The organism is Blautia sp. MSJ-36 (assembly GCF_018917985.1).
Taxonomy (GTDB): domain Bacteria; phylum Bacillota; class Clostridia; order Lachnospirales; family Lachnospiraceae; genus Blautia_A.
Genome location: NZ_JAHLPQ010000025.1, coordinates 18274 through 37555, shown reverse-complemented (window position 1 = coordinate 37555; position 19282 = coordinate 18274). Strand labels below are relative to the sequence as shown.

Genomic DNA, 19282 nt, shown 5'->3' with positions numbered 1-19282 from the left:
AACGCAGAAAATTAAAAATGATGTAAAGGAGGATGGAATATGAAGAAAAACAGAGTACTGGCAGTCATTATGGCCGTGCTTATGATGGTTACATTACTTCCATCTATGGTATTTGCCGCTGCAGCTCCCCAGGGAGCACTTGATGGCAAACTGAAAATTAAAGGGACAATTGCAGTAGGTGTTACCTTAAGCGCAGATTATTCCAAGGTAAAGCCAGAAGGAATTACAGATGATTATGTGAGCTTTTCATGGTCGCTGAAAGATGGTGATCTGCTTACAGAAGTAGGAACCGATAAAACCTATAAGGTGGAAGAAAAGGATCTGGGACTTCCCATTGTTCTTAAAATTACAGGTAAAGAAGAAATGGGAATCAGTGGTGAACTTACGGTAACAACGCAGGAAGTTTCCGCGACGGAGGAAGAAGCAAAAGCTCTTGCACAGCAGAAGAAGGAAGAAGCTGCCGACAGTGAGAGCGAATCGGATGAAACTTCAGAACAGGATTCCACAGAGGAAAGTCCAGAAACGGAAATTTCCCCGGCAGCAGACCAAAATACAGAAACAGATGAGAGCGCACAGTCTGATGAAAGTACGGAAACCGAAGAAAGTATAGAAGAAACCGGTACAGATGAAAATACGAGTTCTCAGGAAGAAGTATCCAATACAGAAGAAAAACAGGATTCTTCTACAGAGACTTCCGAAATTATTGAGGTTGGCGGAAACCAGGAAGAAAAGACAGAGCAGGCCGAAGAACTTACCTATTCGGCGGCGGCTTCCACAGAAGACGGAAGTGGTGTCCTGAACTTTGGATCTGTTGAAGAAGGATATACGGAAGTACCAGGAGAACAGTATGTTACCATTACCAATAATGGAACCGGAGATCTGAATTTTAAAGAAATTGCGCCGGAGAATTTTATGGCACAGGATATTAACGATCAGCCACTGAAAAGTGGTGAATCGATTACCGTATGGGTGAAACCAAGAGAAGGGCTGAAAGCTGGAGAATATAAAGATCTGATTACCTATCAGACAGAAGAAGGCGCAGATGTTTTCTTTGAGGCAGATTTTTCAGTGGAAGCAGGAGAAAAAGACGATAAAGCGGATTCTGGAAAAACAACCGAACCAAAAGAAAATGAAGATAAAAGCTATAAACTTACCGTAGACTCCGAAGAACTTTCTTTTGATGATCTGACTGCAGGTTATGATAATGTTGAAACAAGAACTGTTACAGTCAGAAATGATGGTACAGAGACAGTGACACTGGTACAGCCGGTTTCTGAAATATTTGACATTGCGCCGGTCAGTGCAGTGGAAAGTGACGGAAATATCCAGCTTGCCAAGGGGGATGAGCAGATGTTTACCGTGCAGCCAAAAATCGGTCTTGAAGCAAAAGAAGATTCTTACACAGAAGATCTTGTCTTTGTTTCATCGGATAACAATGCATCGGTAACAGTAAAAGCATCAGTAACAGTAAAAGAAGAGCCTCAGAAAATAGTATCGGTAAGCGTTAGTCCGGAAAAACTGAATTTTGAAAGCCAGGAACAGGGATACAGTACAGCGCCAGAAGCGCAGACAGTAACAGTTGAAAACACCGGAACAGAAGCGGTTCGTTTGGTACAGCCAACCGCCAGAAACTATGAAGTAGGTACAATTTCGGCGGAAGTGATTAATCCGGGAGATCATGCTACGTTTACCGTACAGCCGAAGACAGGTCTTGCGGCAGGCAGCTACAATGGAACAATTCAGATAACGGATAAAGATGGAAGCATAAAAGATGGAGTTTCCGTATCATTTGAAGTGACAGAACCTGCACCAGTTTATAATCTTTCTGTCAGCCCGGAGAATCTGGAATTTGGAAATGCAGAGGAAGGATACAAAAATATTCCGGAGGCGCAGACGGTTACCGTTACCAATACCGGAAACACAGCAATTACATTGCAGCAGCCTTCCGGTATGAATTATACAGTGAGCAGTCTTTCCAAGACAGAGCTTAACGCAGGAGAAAGCGCTACATTTACTGTACAGCCGGCAGGTGGCCTTTCTGCATCTGAATATGTGGAAGACATTGCGGTTTCCAGCAGCACGGATGTGGAAGTTTCTGTAAATGCACATTTCACTGTCACAGAAAAAAAGACGGATAATACGAAAAAAGAAAATAATCTGACGGGAATAAAAAAACCGTCTGACATTAAAGATCTTCCAAATGGTACCGAGAAGACACAGAAAGCACTGAAACTTCCGGAAACAGTAACAATTAAGACAACAAAGGGAGAACAGAAAGCTTCTGTAACGTGGGATGTAAATGGCTGTTCTTACAATCCGTCCTCTGCGGACAGACAGACATTTAATGTAAAAGGTACTGTCAAACTTCCGGATGGGGTAAAAAATCCGGATGGAATCAGCACAGTGATTGCAGTAAGTGTGACTGTAAACGGATACAGTGGTTCCAAGGCAGCTGCCTCCGATAATAAGATCACAGGAATTGATCCGGATGGCAAGTATGATACCAACACGAAGATTACTTTTACAGCGGTGGGAGCAGGAATGGATAATGCCAGCCCACGTAAGGGAGACACCAGATATCTTCCGAAAAGCTGGAAAATTACAGAGGAGCGTACATGGGATGCAGCACCGTACACAGCAACATTCCGCGTAAGCAAACCGGGTAACTACACCTTAAAAGTTACTTTTGGACAGCAGAAATATGATGGCACCAACTGGAAAGATACAGGTACACAGTCAGAAAGTACCGTTGCTTTTGCTGTATCACAGGCCGAGATTCTTACAGCAACACCGAGTCCTGCTGTTACGCAGTCAAACAAAAAATCGGCAGTGCAGACAGGAGACAGTACACCGGTTATGACATTTGTGATTGTTCTGGTTGTTGCAGCAGTATGCATTGGTGGTATTCTTGTGTATCGCAGAAAGAAAAAATAAATAAATTATACGCAGATAGCGACCCCTCGCATGACTTGATGTGCGAGGGGATTTTTAGATGGTAAATACAAAATTGTTACTAGCACTCGAAAATGGTGAGTGCTAAATTTTCCTTGACTTTTGTAAAAAGTCGTATTAGTATATATTTAGTCAGCCGGATAAAAGAATCCGCAGGATGATAAAGTAAAGACAGAAACAGTTTTCCGGTTCTGCCGGGAATATAAGGAATAAAAGTAAAAGGAGAGTGACATACATGTCAGCAAAACATGGAAGTTTATCAATCAACAGTGAAAATATTTTCCCGATTATCAAGAAATGGTTATATTCAGACCATGATATTTTTGTAAGAGAGATGATCTCCAATGGATGTGATGCAATCACCAAGCTGAGAAAACTGGAAGTTATGGGTGATTATACATTTCCGGACGGATATAAACCGGCAGTGAATGTTATTGTGGATCCGGATCAGAAGACCCTGAAGTTTATTGATAACGGTATCGGTATGACGGCAGACGAAGTAGAGGAATATATTACTCAGATTGCATTTTCCGGTGCAACAGAGTTTCTTGAGAAGTATAAAGATAAGACAACCGATGATCAGATGATTGGTCATTTCGGACTTGGTTTCTATTCCGCTTTTATGGTTGCGGACGAAGTTCATATTGATACTCTTTCTTATAAAGAGGGTTCCACACCGGTTCACTGGATCTGTGATGGTGGTACAGAATACGAGATGGCAGATGGAAATAAGACAGAGCCTGGAACAGAAATCACTCTTTTCCTTAATGAAGAAAGCCTGGAGTTTGCAAATGAATACCGCATGCGTGAAGTAATTGAGAAATACTGTTCTTTCATGCCGGTAAATATTTATCTTTCCAAGGCAAACGCAGAGCAGGAATATGAAACTATTGACGAAGCAGATCTCCGTGACGACGATGTAGTAGTGGAGCATATCCATGAAGAAGCCAAGACAGAGGAGAAAGAGAACGATAAAGGCGAGAAAGAAGTTGTTGAAATTTCTCCTGCCAAAGACAAGGTAAAAATTAATAAACGTCCGGTATCGTTAAGTGACACACAGCCATTGTGGATGAAACATCCAAATGAGTGTACAGATGAAGAGTATAAAGAATTTTACCGTAAGGTATTTATGGATTACAAGGAACCACTGTTCTGGATTCATCTGAATATGGATTATCCGTTCAACCTGAAAGGTATCCTGTATTTCCCGAAAATCAGAACCGAGTACGATTCTATTGAGGGAACAATCAAACTTTATAATAATCAGGTGTTTATCGCAGATAACATTAAAGAGGTAATTCCGGAATTCCTTCTTCTTCTGAAAGGTGTCATTGACTGCCCGGATCTGCCACTGAATGTATCTCGTTCCGCACTGCAGAATGACGGTTTTGTCAAGAAAATTTCCGAGTATATTACAAAGAAAGTTGCAGACAAACTGACAGGAATGTGCAAGACTGACAGAGAATCCTATGAGAAATACTGGGATGATATCAGTCCGTTTATCAAATTTGGCTGCATCAAGGATTCAAAATTCGGTGAGAAGATGAATGACTATATTCTCTTCAAAAATCTGGATGGCAAATATCTTACCTTGAAAGACTGTGTTGAGGAAAATAAAAAAGAAGAAGCCAAAACAGAAGAAGAGAAAACTTCGGATGAATCCAAGAAAGAAGAAAAGGAAGAACCGGAAAAGACAGTTATCTATTATGTTACAGATGAAGTACAGCAGAGCCAGTATATTAACATGTTCCGCGAGGCAGGAAAAGATGCTGTAATCCTGAAACATGTGATAGATTCTCAGTTTATTTCTCATCTTGAGCAGCAGGATCAGGAAATTCAGTTCAAGAGAATTGATGCGGATCTTACAGAAGAGCTTCGTGAAGATGGCGAGACAGATGAAACAACAGTAAAGACTCTGACAGATGTATTCCGCAAAAACCTCGGCAAAGACAAACTGGAAGTAAAAGTAGAAAAACTGAAAAATGAAAATACTGCAGCGATGATTACACTTCCAGAAGAGAGCCGCCGTATGCAGGATATGATGAAAATGTACAATATGTATGGAATGGACCCGAATATGTTCGGAGGACAGGAAATCCTTGTTCTGAACGCAAATCATCCACTTGTGAAATTCGTGGCAGAAAATCAGGAATCTGAGCATGTTCCGGTGATTTGTGAACAGCTCTATGATCTGGCAATGATGAGCCATAAACAGCTTTCTCCGGAGGAAATGACAAAATTTGTCAAGAGAAGCAATGATATTCTTATGGTTCTCACAAAATAAATAACGGAATCAGGAACAGAGAGGGCTTTGCCTATTAGGGCAGAGCCTTCTTTTTTTATAAATAGAATAATTGTCTTTTTTATAACAATATACGCATCTTTAACACAATTTTGGATATTATGGGTATATAATACATATTAATTAAATTCTCAGGTGAAAATGCTGTAAAAAAACGAAATCAGTATCTAATATGTAAAAAATAAATTTTCAGAAGAAAGCGAAAAATACGAATAAGTGTCGTATTATATATGAGGAAGTGAATTTAAAAAGAGAAAAAACAGAAATAGGGAGGAAAGGTGTATGAAAAACATATATGGTCTGATAAGAAGGTTGGGAGCGAATTCGAAATATAAAGGATATTTCTTCACGGCGGAGGCTGTGAAGATTTCAATGGGTTATCAGTATAAACCGTTACGGATTACAAAAGACATTTATCCGTGTCTGGCCAGAAAATATAAGTCAACGCCAACAAATGTAGAACACGATATTCGGACACTGGTAAATGTCTGTTGGGAGGGAAACAGAAGACTTCTGGATGAAATTGCAGGATATCAGTTAGAAGATAAACCGACCAACAGTGAATTTATTGATATGCTGGCGTATTACCTGAGAGAAATGGAAGAAACCAGCTGACTACAGTTTTTCGAAAATTATCTGGTTCTGAGTCAGAAAGTTAAGAATCATATCATCCCAGAGCTGCTCCGGCCGTTTGTCCATGGAAAAAGTCCGAAGAGAGGTTCCGGTGGTACAGAGAAGACTTCCATTTTTAAACTGAAGATTTAAAAATAATCCGTCAATCTGCTCGGAGGAAATTTCAGAATCTGTATTTCGTATTGCGGCTTCCACTCCGCTTCTGCTCAGATGAAGTACAATTTTAAAACTTAACGGTGTACGTTTTCCGCGGATTACAGACCAGCAGAAGGGTTTTGTGTCCCTCCAGAGAGAATGCGTCCGGCCGTGTTCTGTGATTTTGTTCAGACTGTCTGTATCAAAGAAATCTTTTTGAAGTCTGCCGTCGATGGTGAAAGTATTAAAAGTAGTGATCACTGCTTCGGACAGGCAGAATTTATCGAATACTTCTCCTATAAAAAGCTTGTTTGTAAAATCCCGGATATCTGTGATTTTTAATGCCAGCATGCCGCACTTCCTTTCTTTTTTGATTGCGTGTAGATATTATATCTCAGATACAGAAAAAAGGACAGACTTTTTAAAAAACTCTTTTCAAATACCTGTTTATGTGATACCATAGATGTGGTATTGAATACTACATATAATGGAAAAGAGGACGATATAATTGAGTTATAAGATTGCGATAGATAGCTGTGGAGAACTCCTGAATGAATGGAAAGATGATGAGAGAATTGAATCTGTACCGCTGACACTGATGGTTGGTGGCGAGAGTATTATAGATGATGAAACTTTTGACCAGAAGGACTTTCTGAAAAAAGTTGCTGCATGCCCGGAGTGCCCGAAATCCGCATGCCCGTCTCCGGAGCGTTATATGAAAGCTTATGAGTGTGAAGCAGATCACATTTATGCAGTGACACTTTCTTCTGAGCTGAGCGGTTCCTACAACAGTGCGGTTCTTGGAAAGAGTCTGTTTCTGGAGGATAACCCCGGGAAAAAAATTCATGTATTTAATTCCAAGTCTGCATCTGGTGGAGAAAGCCTGATTGCCATGAAGATTGTGGAATGTGAAGAAAAAGGACTTTCCTTTGAGGAAGTCATAGAGACGGTAGATAAGTATATTGAAGAAATGAGTACATTTTTCGTACTGGAAAATCTGGAAACGCTGCGTAAGAATGGACGTCTGAGCAGGGTAAAGGCGCTGGTAGCCAGTGCACTGAAGATCAAACCGGTTATGGGATCTACTCCGGAGGGAAGTATCTGCCAACTTGACCAGGCAAGAGGAATGAATAAGGCGATTGTAAAGATGGTGGAGCATGTTGGAGAAAAAGGAATCAATATCCACGAAAAGACTGTTGCCATCACATACTGTAACTGCCCGGAAAGAGCGAAGATGCTGGAAGAAGCTATCCGGGAGAGACTGAATCCTGCGAAGATCGTTGTTATGGATACTGCAGGAGTCAGCAGCATGTATGCGAATGATGGAGGCGTTATTGTTGCTGTCTGATCTTGCGGCAGTGCAGGTCCCTGGCTTATTGTTCAGAAAATTATCACATTTCTTTCTGGAGTTGCTGCTTTTCTTTTGAAAACAGATGTGCTATAATAAACGGAGTATTTGAATCGGCAAAGGAGAACAACAATGAGCCAGAAGAAAGTTGACAAATATAAAAACAACAAATTTGGACGAAGCAGTGCTCAGAAGAAAGAACGGGTGGAATTTGTTCTTGAGATGGCAGCGTGGATTCTGATCGCGGCACTGTTTGTAGGCTGGATCGGCTATTCCGCTTATGCGAAGATCCAGGCGAAAGAGGCCAGTGTGAAAGTAGATACAGTAATGGATACATCAGCACTGACAGATTATATTTCAGGATTATCTTCAGACAGCGCCGAGTAAAGGCTTGTTTGATGACAGTAACCAAAATAAAATAATTAAAGATGAAGAAATCTCCAGGATGTAGGAATGAGCATCCTGGAGATTTTTTTACATAAAACAATATAATAAAAAACAGGTCTGCTCTGAAGCAAACCTGTTTTGACTTATACGTTTTTTATGGTTATAGATTTATCGGGTAAATTATAACTTTGTAACGTTAGCAGCCTGCATTCCGCGAGCGCCCTCTGTTAAGTCATAGGATACAGCCTGTCCCTCTTCAAGAGATTTGAAGCCTTCACCGTTGATTGCGGAGAAATGTACGAATACATCCTGTCCGTCCTCACCTGTGATAAAACCATAGCCTTTTTCTGCGTTGAACCACTTTACAGTTCCCTTGTTCATTTTGTGTTACCTCCATAGAAATAAAAAAGTTAAAATAGCCTTCTGATGATAATAAAAAATCACCAGATTTTACAGACTATATTCATGTAAATATAATCTCTAAAAACTAGTGATTTTACATTAAATATCTTGCCATGTTCTGATTATATAACCCGTGTTTTGAAATGTCAAGGAGAAAATTCCAACAATTTCAGTACATAAAACAGGACTGAAACGCTTTGTAAAAAAAATCTTTATAAAAAGAGAATTTTCGTGTATGATATAGTAGATATGGAAAATAAAAAGATGAGAGGAGAACATAAATGGGGATTCTGATTCGAGGAGGCCGGATCGTGGATGCGGCTACAGATACGGATAAAACAGGCGATATTTATCTGGAAGACGGGATCATCACGGAAATTGGCCAGAAGCTGAAAAAGAAAGAAGGCGACCGTGTGATTGATGCAAAAGGAAAGCTGGTCATGCCGGGAATCATCGACCTTCATGTCCATTTTCGTGATCCGGGACAGACACATAAGGAAGACATTATGAGCGGTGCGGCGGCAGCTGCCCATGGAGGTGTGACAACAGTAGTTGCCATGCCAAATACAACTCCTACCATTGATAATCCGGACAGAGTAAATTATGTACATAATAAAGCGGCCCAGGTTTCCGGCATTCATGTGCTTCAGGCAGGTGCTGCCACGAAGGGTGAGAAGGGAACGGAGCTTTCGGATATCGCAGGAATGGTAAAGGCCGGTATCCCGGCAGTTTCCGAAGATGGTAAATCAGTGATGAATACAGCACTCTGTAAAGAAGCAATGAAAATTGCGGCAGAATGCGGAGTTCCGTTTTTTGATCACTGTGAAGATATTGACCTGCGTGGGGACGGATGTATGAACGATGACGAGAATGCCAGAAGACTGGGGCTCCCGGGAATCTGCAATGCGGTGGAGGATACCATTACGGCCAGAGATATCATTCTGGCGCTGGAAACAGGTGTGCATCTTCACCTCTGCCATTGTTCCACTTATGGTGATGCCGAGATGATGAAGTTCGTAAAAGAAAAAGGATATGATAACATCACGGCAGAAGTGTGCCCTCACCATTTTATCCTTTCATCTGATGATATAAAAACCGATGATCCGAATTACAAGATGAATCCGCCTCTTCGTACACCGAAGGATGTGGAAGCGTTGAAACAGGGGTTGAAAGATGGTACCATTGAGGTAATCAGTACAGATCACGCACCACACAGTGCAGAGGAAAAAACAGGTTCCATGAAGAATACGCCATTTGGAATCGTAGGACTTGAGACAAGCCTTCCGCTTACCTACACAGAGCTGGTAGAAAAAGGTGTGATTACATTAAAACAGATGGTGGAGAAGATGTGCCTGAACCCAGCAAAGATTCTGGGACTCGAAAGCGGAACGCTGCAGGAAGGCCACCCGGCAGATGTAATTATTGTAGATACGGAGCAGGAGTATACCATCGATAAAAATAAATTTGTTTCCAAAGGTCACAATACGCCATTTGATGGATGGAAAGTAAAGGGAAAAGTTCTTTATACCATCTGTGACGGAAAAATTGTATTTGAAAATCAGGAGGAGAAATAATCATGATTAACAAACTGATCAGCAACATTCGCAAAACAAATGCACCAATCGTTGTAGGACTGGACCCTATGCTGAATTATATTCCGGAACATATCCAGAAGAAGGCTTTTGCAGAGTTCGGGGAAACCCTGGAAGGTGCTGCAGAAGCAATCTGGCAGTATAACAAAGGAATTGTGGATGCCACCTATGATCTGATTCCTGCAGTAAAACCACAGATTGCCATGTATGAGCAGTTTGGTATCCCGGGGCTGATTGCATACAAGAAGACCGTTGATTACTGTAAATCCAAAGATCTGGTTGTGATCGGTGATATCAAGAGAGGTGACATCGGATCTACATCTGCAGCCTATGCAGTTGGACATTTGGGACAGGTTCAGGTAGGCTCTAAGAAATATGCAGGTTTTGACGAGGATTTTGCTACAGTCAATCCGTATCTTGGTTCTGATGGCGTGAAACCGTTTATGGATATCTGCAAAGAGGAGAAAAAAGGTATTTTTGTTCTGGTAAAAACTTCCAACCCGTCAAGCGGTGAGTTTCAGGATCGTGTTATTGACGGCCGTCCGCTCTATGAGCTGGTAGGCGAGAAAGTTGCACAGTGGGGCGATGAGCTTATGGGCGACGAATACAGTTATGTAGGCGCTGTTGTAGGTGCAACTTATCCGGAAATGGGAAAAGTATTAAGAAAAATCATGCCGAAGACATTTATCCTTGTTCCTGGATATGGGGCACAGGGTGGAAAAGGAGCAGATCTTGTCCATTTCTTTAATGAAGATGGACTTGGCGCTATTGTAAACTCTTCCAGAGGAATCATTGCTGCATACAAGCAGGAAAAATATAAAGAGTTTGGTGTTGAAAATTACGCAGATGCCTCCAGAGCGGCTGTAAAAGATATGATCGCGGACATCAGCGGCGCACTGGAGAACAGATAATACAGGAGGCATTTTATGAGCACGTCAGAAAGTAAAAAAACAAAAAAGTCCTGTAAGGTTCTAAGCCAAGAATGTATAGGCACAGATATCTACAGCATGTGGCTGGATGCAGGGGAAATTGGAAAAAATGCAGTGCCGGGACAGTTTGTATCTCTTTACAGCCGTAATGGCAGCAAACTTCTTCCAAGACCCATCAGTCTCTGTGAGATCGATAAGGAAGAGGGAAAACTGAGACTGGTATATCGTGTTACCGGAAAAGGAACCGGTACGGAGGAATTTTCCAGACTTCATGCAGGAGTACCTGTTGAGACATTGGGACCTCTTGGAAATGGTTTTCCACTGGATGCAGTAAAAGGCAAAAAAGTATTTCTCATGGGCGGTGGAATTGGAATTCCGCCAATGCTGGAAACTGCCAAAGAGCTGGATGCAGAGAAGATCATGGTTCTTGGATACAGAGATGAGCTGTTTTTGAATAAGGAATTTGAAGCTTACGGAGATGTCTATGTGGCAACGGAAGATGGATCTGCCGGAACAAAGGGGAATGTCATGGATGCTATCCGTGAGAATGGCCTTGAGGCAGATGCGATCTTTGCCTGTGGACCGGCGCCAATGCTCCGTGCCATCAAGGCATATGCCCTTGAAAAGGGAATTCCCTGCTGGATTTCCATGGAAGAACGTATGGCCTGTGGTGTAGGTGCATGCCTTGCCTGCGTATGTAAATCCAAAGATGTAGATTCCCATTCCCATGTACATAACAAGCGAGTATGTAAAGATGGACCTGTATTCTTAAGTACGGAGGTAGAGTTATGAGCAGAATGAAAGTAAATCTTGCCGGCGTAGAACTTAAGAATCCGGTGATGACAGCATCCGGAACATTTGGTTCCGGAGCAGAGTACAGTGAATTTGTGGATCTGAATAAACTTGGCGCAGTTGTGACAAAGGGTGTGGCCAATGTACCATGGCCGGGAAACCCGACACCGAGGGTAACAGAGACGGCGTCCGGAATGCTCAATGCCATCGGCCTTCAGAACCCTGGAATTGATGTTTTCTGTGAAAGAGATATTCCATTCCTTAAGAAATATGATACAAAGATCATTGTCAATGTTTGCGGAAAGTCCACGAAGGATTACTGCGAGGTTGTGGAACGTCTTGGAAACGAGCCGGTGGACATGCTGGAGATCAATGTTTCCTGTCCGAATGTCAAGGAAGGCGGGATTGCCTTTGGCCAGAATCCGAAAGCTCTTGAAGACATTACGAAAGAAGTTAAGAAATATGCAAAACAGCCGGTGATCATGAAGCTGAGCCCCAATGTTACCGATATTACCGAGATGGCGAAAGCAGCAGAAGCCGGTGGTGCAGATGTGCTTTCCCTGATCAATACTCTGACAGGAATGAAGATCGATATCAACCGTCGTACATTTGCGCTGGCAAATAAAACAGGCGGAATGTCCGGCCCTGCAGTAAAACCGGTCGCTGTCCGCATGGTATATCAGGTGGCAAATGCGGTATCCCTTCCGATCATCGGAATGGGTGGCATCGCAACCTGTGAGGATGCACTGGAGTTTATCATGGCAGGCGCTACTGCCGTATCTGTGGGAACCGCAAACTTTTTCAATCCTTATGCAACAGAAGAAATTGCGGAGGGAATCCAGGCATTTCTTGAAAAAGAGAAGGTTGAAGATATCAATGAACTGATCGGTGTAGTGAAATAAAGGGAATTTCCATAATTTGCAATTCTGTTATACATATGTTAGAATGAACGCGGATAAGCAAAGTGATTGCACACACGAATCACAGCAGAACAAAGAATGAATATCCGTTTTGCTGTGTACATGAAAAATATGGAGGATTAAATAAATGGAACAGTATAAGCAGGAATTTATTGAGTTTATGATCGACTGTAATGTCCTGAAATTTGGAGATTTTACTACGAAATCGGGAAGAAAAACACCATTTTTTGTAAATACAGGATTTTACCGCACCGGTGCACAGCTTCGTAAGCTGGGTCAGTATTACGCAAAAGCGATCGAGAGCAAATTCGGACTGGATTTTGATGTGCTGTTTGGACCGGCATATAAAGGAATTCCTCTTTCTGTGGCAGCAACCATGGAAATCAGTGAAATGTACGGAAAGGATATCCGTTACTGTTCCAACCGTAAGGAAGTAAAAGACCACGGAGATAAGGGAATCCTTCTTGGCAGCCCGATCCAGGATGGGGATAAAGTAGTGATCATTGAGGACGTTACGACTGCCGGAACATCCATTAAGGAAACACTTCCGATTATCAAAGCACAGGGAGATGTAAATCCGATCGGTCTTGTGGTTTCTGTTGACCGTATGGAACGTGGTCAGGGAACCAAGAGTGCTCTGAAAGAGATTGAAGAGAATTATGGTCTTCAGACTACAGCAATTGTAACCATGGCTGAGGTGGTTGAGCACCTCTACAATAAAGAATACAAAGGCCGTGTTGTGATTGATGATAAACTGAAAGCAGCCATCGATGCATATTATGAGCAGTACGGTGCAGAATAATACTGGTACAGAATATCATAATAAAAGAGCAGCGGATTCCGAATGTCCGCTTTTACTGGGAGGACACAGACTTATGAATGAAAAAATTTATAAAACCATGGCGAGCAGCGGGGCGGGAAGTCTTGCACTCGGTATTGTCGTTCTGGTGACGGGACTTGTCACAGGGATTCTGATGATCGTGAACGGTGCGAGACTGCTCAAAAGAAAATCAGAGATTTTGATCTAGGAAAAATATAAACAAAAATTCCGGAAAGCCGCACTCTGTTTCGTGTGGCTTTTCGGGCATTTAAGCAGGGGAGAATATTGAAAAAGGGGACAAAACACAGAGTAAAAAAACTCGGGACAGCTTTTTTTGTGCTGTATGTCCTGATACTTGTATACCTTCTTTTCTTTTCGGAAGGTTATGGCCGGGTAGCAGACGCGGAAAGAGAATTTCGATATAATTTTGTTCCGTTTGTTGAAATCAGGCGTTTTTGGGTCTACAGGAAACAATTAGGGATGTTTGCACTTTTTACAAATATTTTCGGAAATGTGCTGGGATTTATGCCATATGGGTTTGTTCTTCCGGTGATAAACCGAAGAATGCGAAATGGCTTTTTTATTATATTATCCGGTTTTTCCATCAGTCTGACGGTGGAGGTGATCCAGCTGATCACCAGGGTCGGATGTTTTGATGTGGATGATATGATACTGAATACTCTGGGCGCGGCACTGGGATATGGAATTTACGCAGTCTGCGACAAAATTAGGAGAAAACATTAATGGCAAGAAGATATCGATATGCATTTGCAAAAAAAAGAGAAGCTGCGAAAGGAAAGTGGTCCGTAGGACTGGCAGTAGCTTCCCTCGTGCTGTTTATTGTGGCAGTTGTGCTTGCACTTTTTCTTGATGGAAAGCTCGGGGGCCTGATCGGCGGAACCGGGCTTTTTGCCATGCTGCTGTCAGCATACGGCTTTGCACTGGGCCTTTCCAGCTTTTCAGAGGAAAATCGGAAACACCGGACAAGTATGATCGGATCAATCTTAAACGGTGTGATTCTGGTAATCTGGCTGGGACTTTTTTTATCAGGAGTATAAAAAATGGAAGAAAAAGAACGATTAAAAAAACAGCTTGATTTTATCCTGGAAGTAGATAGAGTCAAAAATATTTTCCGTCAGACGTATCTTGCAGACGGAAACAGGAAAGAAAACGATGCGGAACATTCCTGGCATCTGGCGCTGATGGCAGTGCTTCTGAAGGAATATTCCAACGAGGAAGTGGATCTGTCGAAGGTAATTCCCATGGTACTGGCACATGATCTTGTGGAGATTGATGCGGGAGATACCTATGCGTACGATGAGAAAGGGGCAGCCACCAAGGATGCCAGAGAGCGAAAAGCAGCGGAACGGATCTACGGATTGCTGCCGGAAGATCAGGGACAGTGGCTGAAAGCGCTTTGGGAAGAATTTGAGGCTTATGAGACTCCGGAAGCAAAATTTGCCCATGTACTGGATAACTGCCAGCCTCTTTTTCTGAATGATGCTTCCAACGGAAGAAGCTGGGAAGAACATCAGGTAAAGAAAAGTCAGATCTATAAGAGAAACCGGAAAACAGGAGAAGGATCTGAAGTGATCTGGGAATATATGAAAGAACTGATCGACAAACATATTGCCCTGGGGCATGTGATTGATGATGAAAAAGATGGGAGATGAAGTTTTGGACGAATGCATGAAAGAACGTTACGGACTTGCAAAAGAACGGATCCGTGAGGTCATAACAGAAGAGACGGTAAAAGAACCGTTTGGAGATTTTTTCAGAAAGATGGCGCAGTTTCTTTCCATGACAGCAGATGTGATGGATGAGGAGAATGTGGAACTTACCCTGGAGGAGCTGAAGGAGCGAAATCATCGCTTTTATCAGGATATCCTTCCGGAAAACTATGAAAGCAGTTATGGAAATCCGGCTTATGCAGTAAATAAGCTGGGAGATTATGGAAAAGCTTTCAGTTTCCTGTATGCAGAACTTGCCGGAACAGTGGCTTATGCACATGAGAAAAGACTGTGGGATATGACCGTATCCATGGAACTGTTTCTGGAAGTATACTCTGCATTTTGTGAGGAAGAGCTTCCGGAGGCTGCAACAATAGAGGGAATCCTTCGTTCCTATGTGAATGACTATTGTCAGGATATGATGGAACAGAGAATCCGGGAGGGCGTAGATCCGGAACTTGATTTTGCAGCAGAGATTATTATGAATTCTGATCTTTCTGATCTGAGATATCTGTATCGTTACGGAGAGTATGTTTCTGAGAATGAGACAGGAGTGGCGGAGTTCTTAAATTCCCTTTCCCAGGAAGAGATCGATAAGATGGCTTCTACTTATACAGAAGGTTATCGGATCGGATTTATCACCGGACGAAAAGATATCACAAAGAAGAAAACTGTAAATATCCGCTATAGCCTTGGATTTGAGCGCATGGTAAAGGCAGCGATCCTTCAGTTTGAAAAAATGGGACTGAAACCGGTTATTTACCGCCATGGGACTCATGCGGTAAATAAGAGAGGGGCTGTACGTGTGGGATATACAGGTGGCGTTGCAAATCCGCAGTTTGACTATGATCATCGTCAGGACGGTGCACTGTTTCTGGATGCAGATTTTATACAGCGGAAGCTTCGTGCTATGCAGACCTCCTATGAGAAATTTAAGGAACTTGCTAATGTACACGGAGGGCCGGCCTGCATTGATACTTTCGGAGAAACACCATTTTCACCGGTAAGCAAACCGGAGGCTTATGCCTTAAGCGAGGCACAGCAGAAGCTTCAGACAGAGCTTGACAATGAATCCGGACAGATCGTAAACCGTTACATTAAGGGCGATGAGAGAAGTTTTACCATTATTGCCTATCCGGTTCCGGAGATTGGTGGAAACTATGCGGAAATTTTCCGTGAGATCGTAAAGATCAACACACTGGACTATCATCTCTATCAGGAGATCCAGCAGACGATCATCAATACCCTGGATACCTGTGAGTGGGTGGAGGTCAAAGGCCGTGGAGATAATGAGACGGATCTTCTGATCCATCTTCATGAGCTGACAGATCCGAAGAAACAGACGAATTTTGAGAACTGTGTGGCAGATGTGAATATTCCGGTAGGAGAAGTTTTTACCTCCCCGCAGCTTGCAGGAACCGGTGGGATCCTTCATGTGAAAAAAGTTTATCTGAACGGGTTGCAGTTCCGTGATCTGAAACTGGTATTTGACTGTGGTCAGGTGATCGATTATACCTGCTCCAATTTTAAAACAGAAGAAGAAAACCGGAAATATATCGAGGATAACATCCTCCATCATCATCCAAAGATCCCGATGGGCGAATTTGCCATCGGTACAAACACCACAGCTTATGTGGCTGCATTGAAATACGGAATTGCGGATAAGCTTCCGATCCTGATCGCAGAGAAAATGGGACCGCATTTCGCAGTAGGTGATACCTGCTACAGCTGGGCAGAAGATACACCGGTATACAATCCGGACGGAAAGGAGATCATTGCCAGGGATAATGAGATTTCCGAGATGCGTAAAGATGATGTAAGCCTTGCTTATTATGGATGCCACACGGATATCACCATTCCTTATGATGAGCTTGGAAGTATCCGGGTGATCGATGATGAGGGAGAAATGATCTCCATTATCGAAAATGGAAGGTTTGTTCTTCCTGGAACCGAGGAATTAAACCGTCCTTTTGAGAATCTTCCATTAAATATTAATATAAGTTAATTAGTAAATTTACAGTTTTTCCGATCGTATTGACAGAAAGTGAGAATATACGTAGAATAACCATAACAATAGTCAAACAACTACAGGTAAACATTCAGTTGGTGTACCACGAAAGGAGAACACAATGGCAAAAGTAGGAATTGTAATGGGTAGTGATTCAGATATGCCGGTTATGAGCAAAGCAGCAGATATCCTGGAGAAACTGGGGATTGATTATGAAATGAAGATCATTTCCGCACACAGAGAACCGGATGTATTTTTCGAGTATGCAAAGACAGCAGAAGAAAAAGGCTTCAAAGTAATCATCGCAGGCGCAGGAATGGCAGCTCATCTTCCGGGAATGTGCGCGGCGATCTTTCCAATGCCGGTGATCGGTATCCCGATGCATACAACATCTCTGGGAGGAAGAGATTCCCTTTACTCTATCGTACAGATGCCAAGCGGTATCCCGGTTGCCACAGTAGCGATCAACGGCGGTGCCAATGCGGGGCTTCTTGCAGCCAAGATCCTTGCAACTTCTGACGCAGAGCTTCTTTCCAGACTGAAAGCGTATAGCCAGGATCTGAAAGAACAGGTTGAAAAGAAAGATGCAAGACTCCAGGAAGTTGGATACAAGAACTACTAAGAACCGTTTATAAATTTTTTACCATAAAAATAAAAGAGTGTTGTCATAAGGAGGACATTATGGATTACAAGACTTCAGGCGTAGATATTGAGGCAGGATACAAATCAGTAGAGCTGATGAAAAAACACATTGCCAAGACAATGAGACCGGAGGTACTTGGAGGAATCGGTGGATTCTCAGGTGCATTTTCCATGGAGAAATTTAAAGATATGGAAGAGCCTACACTGGTTTCCGGAACAGACGGATGCGGAACCAAGGTTAAGGTGGCCATGGTTATGGACAAACATGATACCATTGGAATTGATGCCGTAGCTATGTGCGTAAATGATATTGCGTGTGCAGGCGGCGAGCCACTGTTTTTCCTGGACTACATTGCCTGTGGCAAAAACTATCCGGAGAAGATCGCCGAGATCGTAAAAGGTGTTGCAGAAGGCTGCGTACAGTCTGAGGCAGCTCTGATCGGTGGTGAAACGGCAGAACATCCTGGACTTATGCCGGAGGATGAGTATGACCTTGCCGGATTTGCCGTAGGAATCGTTGACAAAAAAGATCTTCTCACAGGAGAGGCCCTGAAACCGGGAGATGTCCTGATCGGCATGGCTTCAACAGGTGTTCACAGTAACGGATTTTCTCTTGTACGTAAAGTATTCGATATGACAAAAGAGTCCCTGGATACTTATTATGATGAACTTGGAACAACTCTGGGAGAGGCACTGATCGCACCGACCAGAATCTATGTAAAAGCACTGAAGAGCATCCGTGAGGCCGGAGTGAAGATCCATGCATGCAGCCATATCACAGGCGGTGGATTTTATGAGAATATTCCGCGTATGCTGAAAGAGGGAACCAGAGCTGTTGTCAAGAAAGACAGCTATCCGGTACTTCCGATCTTTAAGCTCCTTGCAGAAAAAGGAAATATTGATGAGCATATGATGTACAATACATATAATATGGGCCTTGGAATGATCCTGGCAGTAGATCCAGCAGATGTTGACAAAACAATGGAAGCTATCCGTAAGACTGGTGACAAGCCATATGTAGTAGGAAGCATCGAAGAAGGAGAAAAGGGAGTGACCTTATGTTAAAGATCGGTGTTCTTGTTTCCGGTGGAGGAACGAATCTTCAGGCGATCATGGATGCCATTGATGCAGGAGAGATCACAAACGCAGAGGTTGATATTGTAATCAGCAACAATGCGTCTGCCTATGCACTGGAGAGAGCCAGAAAACATGACATAGAAGCGATATGTATCGCACCAAAAGACTATCCGGACAGGGAGGCTTTCCATAAAGCATTGCTTTCCAAACTTCAGGAGAGAGGGGTAGAGCTGATCGTTCTTGCGGGATATCTGGTTGCGATTCCTCCGATGATGGTGGAGGCATATCCAAACAAGATCATCAATATCCATCCATCTCTGATCCCGTCTTTCTGCGGAAAAGGTTTCTATGGACTGAAGGTTCATGATGCAGTTCTTGCAAGAGGAGTAAAAGTAACCGGTGCTACGGTTCATTTCGTAGATGCAGGTACAGATACAGGCCCGATCATCCTTCAGAAAGCGGTGAAGGTAAAAGACGGAGACACATCCAAGGAGCTTCAGAGACGTGTAATGGAGAAAGCAGAATGGAAGATCCTTCCGGAAGCCATCAATCTTATCGCCAATGACAAGATCACAGTGACAGATGGAATTGTTTCTTTAAAGTAATCACAAAA

Annotated in this window: 20 protein-coding genes; 18 read left to right on the top strand and 2 right to left on the bottom strand. The window is 42.8% G+C overall.

All coding sequences use genetic code 11. From position 1 onward, the window contains the following. Window positions 1-39: 39 nt before the first annotated feature. The 3 genes from KQI39_RS13885 to KQI39_RS13875 all read left to right on the top strand — a co-directional run bounded on the left by KQI39_RS13885 (window position 40) and on the right by KQI39_RS13875 (window position 5869). The gene (locus tag KQI39_RS13885; RefSeq protein ID WP_216419054.1) at window positions 40-2934 is read left to right on the top strand and encodes a COG1470 family protein; all 2895 of its coding nucleotides are present in this window, start codon (window positions 40-42) and stop codon (window positions 2932-2934) included. A 253-nt stretch (window positions 2935-3187) separates the two neighbouring features. Beyond that, window positions 3188-5236, top strand: coding sequence for a molecular chaperone HtpG (gene htpG / locus KQI39_RS13880; RefSeq protein ID WP_216419053.1), 2049 nt, complete (start codon window positions 3188-3190; stop codon window positions 5234-5236). A gap of 300 nt (window positions 5237-5536) precedes the next feature. Further along, the gene (locus KQI39_RS13875; RefSeq protein ID WP_148447722.1) at window positions 5537-5869 is read left to right on the top strand and encodes a sporulation initiation factor Spo0A C-terminal domain-containing protein; all 333 of its coding nucleotides are present in this window, start codon (window positions 5537-5539) and stop codon (window positions 5867-5869) included. Here the strand turns inward: KQI39_RS13875 and KQI39_RS13870 are convergent, their stop codons facing one another. Further along, a complete protein-coding gene (locus tag KQI39_RS13870) occupies window positions 5870-6373 on the bottom strand; it encodes a DUF5721 family protein (protein ID WP_216419051.1) in 504 nt (167 codons plus the stop codon). A 157-nt stretch (window positions 6374-6530) separates the two neighbouring features. On the opposite strand from KQI39_RS13870, the gene KQI39_RS13865 reads away from it, so the two are divergent. Continuing rightward, the gene (locus KQI39_RS13865) at window positions 6531-7370 is read left to right on the top strand and encodes a DegV family protein (RefSeq protein ID WP_148447726.1); all 840 of its coding nucleotides are present in this window, start codon (window positions 6531-6533) and stop codon (window positions 7368-7370) included. 132 nt (window positions 7371-7502) lie between these two features. Further along, complete coding sequence (locus tag KQI39_RS13860) at window positions 7503-7757, top strand: hypothetical protein (protein ID WP_021977580.1); 255 nt, start codon at window positions 7503-7505, stop codon at window positions 7755-7757. 180 nt (window positions 7758-7937) lie between these two features. Here KQI39_RS13860 and KQI39_RS13855 read toward each other — a convergent pair whose 3' ends face one another. Next, window positions 7938-8138 carry a cold-shock protein gene (locus KQI39_RS13855; RefSeq protein ID WP_015525894.1) on the bottom strand — a complete coding sequence of 67 codons (201 nt, stop codon included), beginning with the start codon at window positions 8136-8138 and terminating at the stop codon, window positions 7938-7940. Window positions 8139-8440: 302 nt separating this feature from the next. Between KQI39_RS13855 and KQI39_RS13850 the strand changes: the two genes are divergently transcribed. The 13 genes from KQI39_RS13850 (at window position 8441) to purN (ending at window position 19274) form a co-directional block, all read left to right on the top strand. Further along, window positions 8441-9733, top strand: a complete 1293-nt coding sequence (locus KQI39_RS13850; protein WP_216419049.1) for a dihydroorotase — start codon at window positions 8441-8443, stop codon at window positions 9731-9733. Window positions 9734-9735: 2 nt separating this feature from the next. Next, on the top strand, window positions 9736-10662 hold the full coding sequence (gene pyrF, locus KQI39_RS13845) for an orotidine-5'-phosphate decarboxylase (protein WP_216419047.1): 927 nt from the start codon (window positions 9736-9738) through the stop codon (window positions 10660-10662). Between the two features lie 15 nt (window positions 10663-10677). Beyond that, window positions 10678-11472: a dihydroorotate dehydrogenase electron transfer subunit gene (locus KQI39_RS13840; RefSeq protein WP_216419045.1), complete on the top strand. Its 795-nt coding sequence runs from the start codon at window positions 10678-10680 to the stop codon at window positions 11470-11472. Beyond that, the gene (locus tag KQI39_RS13835) at window positions 11469-12374 is read left to right on the top strand and encodes a dihydroorotate dehydrogenase (RefSeq protein WP_021977584.1); all 906 of its coding nucleotides are present in this window, start codon (window positions 11469-11471) and stop codon (window positions 12372-12374) included. The genes KQI39_RS13840 and KQI39_RS13835 overlap by 4 nt, the downstream gene beginning before the upstream one ends. A 145-nt stretch (window positions 12375-12519) precedes the next feature. Further along, the gene (pyrE, locus tag KQI39_RS13830; RefSeq protein WP_148447734.1) at window positions 12520-13194 is read left to right on the top strand and encodes an orotate phosphoribosyltransferase; all 675 of its coding nucleotides are present in this window, start codon (window positions 12520-12522) and stop codon (window positions 13192-13194) included. Window positions 13195-13267: 73 nt separating this feature from the next. Next, window positions 13268-13420 (top strand): hypothetical protein, encoded by a 153-nt coding sequence (locus tag KQI39_RS13825; RefSeq protein WP_173762129.1) that lies wholly within the window; start codon window positions 13268-13270, stop codon window positions 13418-13420. A gap of 44 nt (window positions 13421-13464) precedes the next feature. Continuing rightward, complete coding sequence (locus KQI39_RS13820; protein WP_330597639.1) at window positions 13465-13956, top strand: VanZ family protein; 492 nt, start codon at window positions 13465-13467, stop codon at window positions 13954-13956. Next, window positions 13956-14270 (top strand): hypothetical protein, encoded by a 315-nt coding sequence (locus KQI39_RS13815; RefSeq protein ID WP_216419043.1) that lies wholly within the window; start codon window positions 13956-13958, stop codon window positions 14268-14270. The genes KQI39_RS13820 and KQI39_RS13815 overlap by 1 nt, the downstream gene beginning before the upstream one ends. A 3-nt stretch (window positions 14271-14273) precedes the next feature. Continuing rightward, the gene (locus tag KQI39_RS13810; RefSeq protein WP_216419040.1) at window positions 14274-14885 is read left to right on the top strand and encodes an HD domain-containing protein; all 612 of its coding nucleotides are present in this window, start codon (window positions 14274-14276) and stop codon (window positions 14883-14885) included. After that, the gene (locus tag KQI39_RS13805) at window positions 14866-16947 is read left to right on the top strand and encodes an aminopeptidase (protein ID WP_442860762.1); all 2082 of its coding nucleotides are present in this window, start codon (window positions 14866-14868) and stop codon (window positions 16945-16947) included. Before KQI39_RS13810 ends, KQI39_RS13805 begins: the two co-directional genes overlap by 20 nt. Window positions 16948-17071: 124 nt before the next feature. Beyond that, window positions 17072-17572: a 5-(carboxyamino)imidazole ribonucleotide mutase gene (gene purE / locus KQI39_RS13800; protein WP_015525905.1), complete on the top strand. Its 501-nt coding sequence runs from the start codon at window positions 17072-17074 to the stop codon at window positions 17570-17572. Between the two features lie 59 nt (window positions 17573-17631). After that, entirely contained in the window at window positions 17632-18657 is a 1026-nt protein-coding gene (gene purM, locus KQI39_RS13795) for a phosphoribosylformylglycinamidine cyclo-ligase (protein ID WP_216419036.1), read from the top strand. Further along, entirely contained in the window at window positions 18651-19274 is a 624-nt protein-coding gene (purN, locus tag KQI39_RS13790) for a phosphoribosylglycinamide formyltransferase (protein ID WP_216419034.1), read from the top strand. The genes purM and purN overlap by 7 nt, the downstream gene beginning before the upstream one ends. Window positions 19275-19282 lie beyond the last annotated feature (8 nt).

Coding starts and splice junctions, on each gene's coding strand:
- pyrE (WP_148447734.1), top strand. CDS start 12,520: ATGGAACAGTATAAGCAGGAATTTATTGAGTTTATGATCGACTGTAAT.
- KQI39_RS13810 (WP_216419040.1), top strand. CDS start 14,274: ATGGAAGAAAAAGAACGATTAAAAAAACAGCTTGATTTTATCCTGGAA.
- purM (WP_216419036.1), top strand. CDS start 17,632: ATGGATTACAAGACTTCAGGCGTAGATATTGAGGCAGGATACAAATCA.
- KQI39_RS13860 (WP_021977580.1), top strand. CDS start 7,503: ATGAGCCAGAAGAAAGTTGACAAATATAAAAACAACAAATTTGGACGA.
- KQI39_RS13875 (WP_148447722.1), top strand. CDS start 5,537: ATGAAAAACATATATGGTCTGATAAGAAGGTTGGGAGCGAATTCGAAA.
- KQI39_RS13850 (WP_216419049.1), top strand. CDS start 8,441: ATGGGGATTCTGATTCGAGGAGGCCGGATCGTGGATGCGGCTACAGAT.
- purN (WP_216419034.1), top strand. CDS start 18,651: ATGTTAAAGATCGGTGTTCTTGTTTCCGGTGGAGGAACGAATCTTCAG.
- htpG (WP_216419053.1), top strand. CDS start 3,188: ATGTCAGCAAAACATGGAAGTTTATCAATCAACAGTGAAAATATTTTC.
- KQI39_RS13840 (WP_216419045.1), top strand. CDS start 10,678: ATGAGCACGTCAGAAAGTAAAAAAACAAAAAAGTCCTGTAAGGTTCTA.
- pyrF (WP_216419047.1), top strand. CDS start 9,736: ATGATTAACAAACTGATCAGCAACATTCGCAAAACAAATGCACCAATC.
- KQI39_RS13835 (WP_021977584.1), top strand. CDS start 11,469: ATGAGCAGAATGAAAGTAAATCTTGCCGGCGTAGAACTTAAGAATCCG.
- KQI39_RS13805 (WP_442860762.1), top strand. CDS start 14,866: ATGAAAAAGATGGGAGATGAAGTTTTGGACGAATGCATGAAAGAACGT.
- purE (WP_015525905.1), top strand. CDS start 17,072: ATGGCAAAAGTAGGAATTGTAATGGGTAGTGATTCAGATATGCCGGTT.
- KQI39_RS13885 (WP_216419054.1), top strand. CDS start 40: ATGAAGAAAAACAGAGTACTGGCAGTCATTATGGCCGTGCTTATGATG.
- KQI39_RS13870 (WP_216419051.1), bottom strand. CDS start 6,373: ATGCTGGCATTAAAAATCACAGATATCCGGGATTTTACAAACAAGCTT.
- KQI39_RS13855 (WP_015525894.1), bottom strand. CDS start 8,138: ATGAACAAGGGAACTGTAAAGTGGTTCAACGCAGAAAAAGGCTATGGT.
- KQI39_RS13825 (WP_173762129.1), top strand. CDS start 13,268: ATGAATGAAAAAATTTATAAAACCATGGCGAGCAGCGGGGCGGGAAGT.
- KQI39_RS13815 (WP_216419043.1), top strand. CDS start 13,956: ATGGCAAGAAGATATCGATATGCATTTGCAAAAAAAAGAGAAGCTGCG.